The 6431-nt window shown below is 40.0% G+C and carries 5 protein-coding genes; 3 read left to right on the forward strand and 2 right to left on the reverse strand.

Annotation, left to right across the window (positions count from 1 at the left end; all coding sequences use genetic code 11):
* Positions 1-88: 88 nt before the first annotated feature.
* Entirely contained in the window at positions 89-1681 is a 1593-nt protein-coding gene (locus tag PX484_RS04235) for a DUF445 domain-containing protein (protein WP_287667759.1), read from the reverse strand.
* Positions 1682-1949: 268 nt separating this feature from the next.
* Here PX484_RS04235 and PX484_RS04240 point away from each other — a divergent pair, with 268 nt between their 5' ends.
* From PX484_RS04240 to PX484_RS04250, 3 genes are all read left to right on the forward strand, one after another.
* Positions 1950-2246: a BrnT family toxin gene (locus PX484_RS04240; protein ID WP_002784536.1), complete on the forward strand. Its 297-nt coding sequence runs from the start codon at positions 1950-1952 to the stop codon at positions 2244-2246.
* The gene (locus PX484_RS04245) at positions 2236-2520 is read left to right on the forward strand and encodes a hypothetical protein (RefSeq protein ID WP_024968654.1); all 285 of its coding nucleotides are present in this window, start codon (positions 2236-2238) and stop codon (positions 2518-2520) included. The genes PX484_RS04240 and PX484_RS04245 overlap by 11 nt, the downstream gene beginning before the upstream one ends.
* A gap of 150 nt (positions 2521-2670) precedes the next feature.
* Positions 2671-5556, forward strand: coding sequence for a pentapeptide repeat-containing protein (locus PX484_RS04250; RefSeq protein WP_287765429.1), 2886 nt, complete (start codon positions 2671-2673; stop codon positions 5554-5556).
* Between the two features lie 172 nt (positions 5557-5728).
* Here PX484_RS04250 and PX484_RS04255 read toward each other — a convergent pair.
* A partial coding sequence (locus PX484_RS04255; protein WP_288102964.1) for a helix-hairpin-helix domain-containing protein occupies positions 5729-6431 on the reverse strand: 703 nt, incomplete at its 5' end.

Consider the following 6431-nt stretch of genomic DNA (forward strand, 5'->3'; position numbering starts at 1 on the left):
GCCTATCGGCACCCCCCTTATCAAGGGGGGCAGGGGGGATCGAACCTAAAATCCATTTTTAATTTAATTATAACCAGCTACTTAATTTTTAGGGAAGACGACGAGGATTCATGGTTTCTCCTGGGGTAATTTCTGCACTTTGAGAGTGGAGTAAGCGAGTTTGTTCGAGGATAGTTTCTAAGTCTTCATCCGAGAATTCTTCTACATAGTTTAATTTCACTTCTTCTAGGAAGATAATTAATAACATCTCGATTCTTTCTAGACTGTGACGGGATTGTAATTCCCCAGCGAGAGATTGCCCGAAACGCTGGACTAATTGCTGCAATAAACGTTCAAAAACTTCGTCTTCCTGGGTAATCTTGTCAGCTATATTAACAAAAGATTGATACAATTGACTAGATAGACGATTGCTCAAGTCAGTTTTTAACCCTTTCATACCGGGTAATCGCAATAAGCTCTGATACGCAGGAGTTTGACTGAGAATTTTCTCGATATTGTATTTAATTAAAGCTTCTGCTTCCGGTTTAACTTGCGGTAAAACCTTGTCAACGGTGCTATTAACTACTAACCGAAAAATTTCGATAACTTCATTAGTATCATTGAGATTATTATAGCCGCCATTGAGGGATCGATCGAGAAATTTCTCCACTTGTCCCCGTCGGATATATTCCTGTATTTGATTAATAATTCTCAGGACAATTATCTCAGTAATATCTTTAGAAATTAGCGCAACTAAACCTTTAACTGCCTGTTCTTTAATCAACTTTAAGTTAATAATTTTAACTTGGTCTAGGCGAATAACGGTAGGAATAAATCGCAACCATCTCCAGATAGGAACAAACAGAAAAATATCATACCATCGCCATAACATAGCCTCGCGCCAACGCAGGCCTTTATGAGTGCGAGCAATCCACCAAGTTCTCAGCATAAATTCCCAGAAAAAGATGGTACCAAATAAAAAATCGATCGCCTCAAAGTTATCTATCGGTCTCCCATCTTCTCCCAGGGGACGAAAATAATTAGTTTCTATTAAAGGTTGAATTTCTTGATTAAAAAATTTCAACTCTTTTTCCCAGCCATTTTGACTGAGATAATCCCAAGTCCAAAACTTCTGAAAGGCTGCTTTTGCGGAAACATTTTCTGTTTTAAAAACCCGCAAGCGCATTTTATTTTTAATCTTTTCTAAAGTCCCAGTTTTCTCCGCCGAGGCAAAGGGATTATTATCGACCATATTGACACTATTCTGGCGCAAATTTTCTAAAATTTTCTCAATCTCTTGGCGATATTCTCCCAGATTAAACTCTGGGTTAAAGAGTTTTTGATTAATTATTTGATTAAGTTTATTAACCGTATCTAAATATTCACTGGTACTGCGATAGGGTTTAATCCCTTTCACCACATCATACTTAGCGATTCCTTTAACAAAGGGAATTTCTAGGGGTTTATCGGGAGGTATTTGTAATTCTTGAAAGGAAATCGTCCCGAATTTTATTGGTTCATTAAATCTTAATAAAGTTATTTGCAAGCGTCCCTGTAACCAAAAATCTCGCAGGGGAATATAGGTTAAATCGAAAATAACCAGAATATAATTACATAACACCAATAGGGCCATGCAAGTCTCAAAGAGATTGCGCGGGGAAAAACGACGGTTTCTGCTCACGGGGTTTTTAGTCAAAGTCATTAGCCTAGAAAGCACACTTTGACTATGGTAAACCGAAAACGCCTAATTTTTTGGACCAAAAGCGATAGAAGTAGTGAAAAAAGGAGCGGTTAAACTTAGTTCTGCCTCAGCAATTAATAGATGTGGTCTTCTATTCTGTGATAGCATCCTAGCAGATTCAGTTATATCCCAAGTTACGGCGTTTTTCCTAAAGATGAAGCCTCGTAGCCTCCTAGGGTGTGTTAATAAAGTATTGACAATGTAAATACATCCTGCCTATACTACAAGTATGGATGTCTATTTTGTCCTCAGTGGCATTACTTTTGTTTGGAATGACGAGAAATCTAGGATTAACCCGATCAACCATGACGGTATTACGTTTCAGCAAGCAGCAGAAGTCTTCTTCGATCCACTGCTGGTTGTTGTTGATGCAAGTCGCAATGATGAGGCACGAGATGCGATCATTGGGTTAGATAGACGGTGGAATCTCCTGTACGTCGTTTATATTGAGCGTGAAAACGACATCATTCGGATCATTTCGGCTCGCAAAGCCACACGCAAGGAACGTGAGTATTATGAAAGTTGAGGCATTAAAAAAACGACTGGAGAAAAATCGCCCTATGACTACAATCACGATTCGTATTCCCGAAGATGTGATTGAAGATTTAAAGCGGGTTGCACCGTTACTTGGTTTCTCAGGTTATCAACCTTTGATCCGTGCTTACATTGGACAAGGGCTGCGTGCGGATTTGGAGCGTCTAGAGGGAGATACAATTTCTGCTCTCGTTGCTAGTTTGAAGCGTCATGGTGTAAGTGATGAAGTGCTGCAAGAAGCGTTGAGTGAAATTACTCCGCGTTAGTCTAGGTTTTCGGCCTCCTAGGTTGAGTTGAGCGAAACAATACGGGGTCGAAAATGGCTCAATTCGATTGAAAAAGCGAAACCCAACCACCTCAACGGTTGTTATTACTTATATAATAGACTACATAAGCTTTATTGATCGCTTTGTTCTATGTCCGAATCAGCTGCTGGAATTTCTGTTTCCAAACCCCAAAATATCTGGAAACGACAAGTTAAAGTCAATCTGAGAAGTCTCTTTAGTACCCTGGGAAAAGCCGCTCTTAACGGGGCATTTTTGCAGTGGGATGATCTGGCCGAAAATGGAGTAGAAGTTTTAGATGATCTTGGTTTAAGTCGGACTCCGGGGGAATTAGCGGGTTTATTAATAAGTCAATCGCTAATGAAAGCGATGAAAGGATTACTTAAAAGTAATGCTGATTTACTGCCCCAAGAAGTTGAAAAGCTGCCTTTAAAAGAACTTTACCGTCAGATTACCGACTTTTTAGAAGAGCCGGAATTAATTCTCGATCAAGATTTTTTTGAGCATCCCGAAAGATTACCTATAGTCGCACCAATCCAAGCAGCTTTTTTACGGTGGTTAACAACAAATAATTTAATCAGTAATTCTCAGGAAGCGAAGAGCCTAAGTAACCGTTTACCAGCTTATTTTGTCTTAGCATTGCAGGAGCAATGGAAAGATAAACGAGATGAATACAGTCTGCTTTTAGATGAAATCGACACTCCTTTTAACAATGCTTGGAAACGAGAAAGAGGCTGGTTACATTATCGAGCTTGGTTGCAAAAACAGATCGATGAACCTATTTTTTGGGAAACCTTTAGTTTAAAGCAAATTTATGTACCTCTACGGGGATTTTATGAAGAAAAAGAAATAAAAGCCACCCCAGACACAGATTACCATCGAGAGCCATCATTTAAACGCATTGTTATCAAACTCCAAGAGCAGTTAGAAACATGGTTAGAAGCGGCAAAATCCGATGATGCTATCCGTTTATTGACCGGTGGGCCGGGTAGTGGAAAATCCTCCTTTTGTAAGGTATTTGCTGCCCAACAAGCTCGCTTAGAAAAACAAGTTTTATATATTCCCTTGCATCGCTTGAGTTTCTCCACCGATTTAGTAACAGCAGTTCAAACTTTTGTTCAACATGACGGTTTTTTACCAGAAAATCCCCTAGAACCGAGGGATCAAGATTTAAAATTACTAATTATCTTTGATGGCTTAGATGAGCTATCTATGCAGGGAAAAATCGCCCAAGAAGTCGCCCACAATTTTATTAATGAAGTACGAGAAAAAGTCCATCATTTTAATCAAAATAAAACCCGTTTACAAGTGTTGATTAGTGGGCGTGATGTGGTGGTACAATCCAATAAAAATAATTTTAAAAAACCTCAGCAAATTATCACTATTTTACCCTATTGGGTTGATAAAAGCGATGATTTTAGCGATGTCGATAACTTATTAAAAGTCGATCAACGTGATCAATGGTGGCAACAGTATGGGCAAGCTAAAGGGAAAAACTATGCACAATTACCGCCGGAATTATCGGGGAAAAATTTACAAGAAATTACCGCTCAACCGCTATTAAATTATCTTATTGCTCTCACTTTTGAACGAGGCGAGGTTCAATTTTCCCAAGAAACTAACCTCAATAATATTTATGACAATTTGCTCAAGGCAGTCTATGAGCGAGGTTATGAAAAAAATAGTCCAGGCCACCGGGCTATAGAAGGGATTACAGAAAAAGATTTTGTGCTAATTTTAATGGAAATTGCCCTTTCCTGTTGGCATGGTAATGGTAGAACCACCACCGTTATAGAGATTGAAGAACATTGTGAAAATAATGGCTTAAAAAATCTCCTAAAAAATTTCCAAGATAGTTTTCAAAGCGATTCCCAAGGGAGTATTACCCGTCTTTTAACAGCCTTTTATTTTCGAGAAAGTGGCGATTTACGAGGCAGCGAAAAAACCTTTGAATTTACCCATAAAAGTTTTGGTGAATATTTAACTGCCCGCAGAATTGTTGACCGAGTTAAGCAAATTCATAGGAAATTACAAGACAGTGAAAATGATTATGACAATGACTATGATCCCAGACAAGCTTTAATCGCCTGGGCGACTTTATGCGGACCGACGGCAATAGATGAATATCTTTTTAGTTTTATTGTCAATCAAATGCAATTACAGTCCCCAGATGAAGTGAAACAGTGGCAGAAAACTCTGGGTCATTTAATTGAATATCTTTTGGTCAAAGGAATGCCGATGGAGGGTTTAAAAAACCGCCCCAATTTTCAGGAGGAAATGCAACAGGCACGCAATGCCGAGGAAGCTTTATTAGCGCTATTTAATGCCTGTGGGCGAGTCACCGAAGAAATTTTTCCCATTCAATGGCCTTCTCGTGAAGCTTTCGGCAATTGGTTGGCCCGTCTTCAGGGACAAAGAATAGATTTTGAGCCTATGTTGGTGTTAGATTGCCTCAGTTTTCTTGATTTACAAAACTGTCTGTTGATACATCGAGATCTTGGCGGGGCAAATCTTCAAAGGGCAAATTTTGCAGAGGCAAATCTTAGAGGGGCAAATCTTCAAAGGGCAAATCTTGAAGGGGCAAATCTTCAAAGGGCAAATCTGGTCGGGGCAAATCTTAGAGGGGCAAATCTTAGAGGGGCAAATCTTAGAGGGGCAAATCTTAGAGGGGCAAATCTTGAAGCGGCAAATCTTGCAGGGGCAAATCTTGCAGGGGCAAATCTTGCACGGGCAAATCTTAAAGGGGCAAATCTTGAATGGGCAAATCTTAAAGGGGCAAATCTTGAATGGGCAAATCTTAAAGGGGCAAATCTTGAATGGGCAAATCTTGAATGGGCAAATCTGGTCGGGGCAAATCTTAGAGGGGCAAATCTTAGAGGGGCAAATCTTGAAGAGGCAAATCTTGAAGGGGCAAATCTTGAATGGGCAAATCTGGTCGGGGCAAATCTTGAAGGGGTTAATTTTAAAGATGCTAACGTCAAAGGGACGATTCTCGATACGGAAGTTAAAACCGAGTGACTCTTCTAGGTTCTGTGTGATAAGTTTAACTTACAATATGATCGATCAGTCTTTGTGTCCTTTGTGTCTTTGTGGTTCGTTCCACCCCCTCGCTAGGAAGAATGTATCTTAGAATACATTTTACCCACCAAACCCAAGAGAGCCGCCTTAGATATTCTTCAACAGCTTATCCCTACCTAGGATGAAAATAATTATAAATTTCCTTAGCTAATTGTTCCCCAATTCCTGTCACCTGTTGCAATTGTTCTAGGGAAGCTTCGCGAATATAATCCAGAGAATGAAAATGAGCTAATAACTCTTTTTGTCGCTTAAAACCTAAACCCGGTATCTCATCCAGACGGGAACGGCGACTTTTTTGCATCCTTTGTTGTCGGTGAAAGCTAACAGCAAAGCGGTGCGCTTCATCCCTGACTCGACGCAATAATTGCACTCCGGGTTGTTCCTTATCCGTCTCTAAAGGAGAGGATTCCCCTGGTAAAAAAATCTCCTCTCTCTGTTTAGCTAAACTAACAACTTTTACCTGTTCTAATAAATTCATCTCCCCTAAAACTGTCACCACTGCCGATAATTGTCCTTTTCCCCCATCAATCATGACCAAATCGGGAAAATCATCACTTTCGGCAATATTATCGGGATTTTCGGCATAACGACGGAAACGCCGGCGAATTACTTCTGCTAAACTGGCAAAATCATCGGAATGGCCGATTTTAACCTCGGGATTTTTGATTTTATAATGACGATAATGTTGATTAGCGGCCACCCCATCGATAAACACCACTCCCGACGCGACTGCATTAGAACCCTGAATATGAGAAATATCATAACCCTCGATGCGGTGGGGTAGTGCCGGTAAATCGAGAATTACCGCTAAATCC

It is taken from the genome of Microcystis sp. M49636_WE2 (genome assembly GCF_030065375.1).
In the GTDB taxonomy this organism is placed as follows: domain Bacteria; phylum Cyanobacteriota; class Cyanobacteriia; order Cyanobacteriales; family Microcystaceae; genus Microcystis; species Microcystis aeruginosa_C.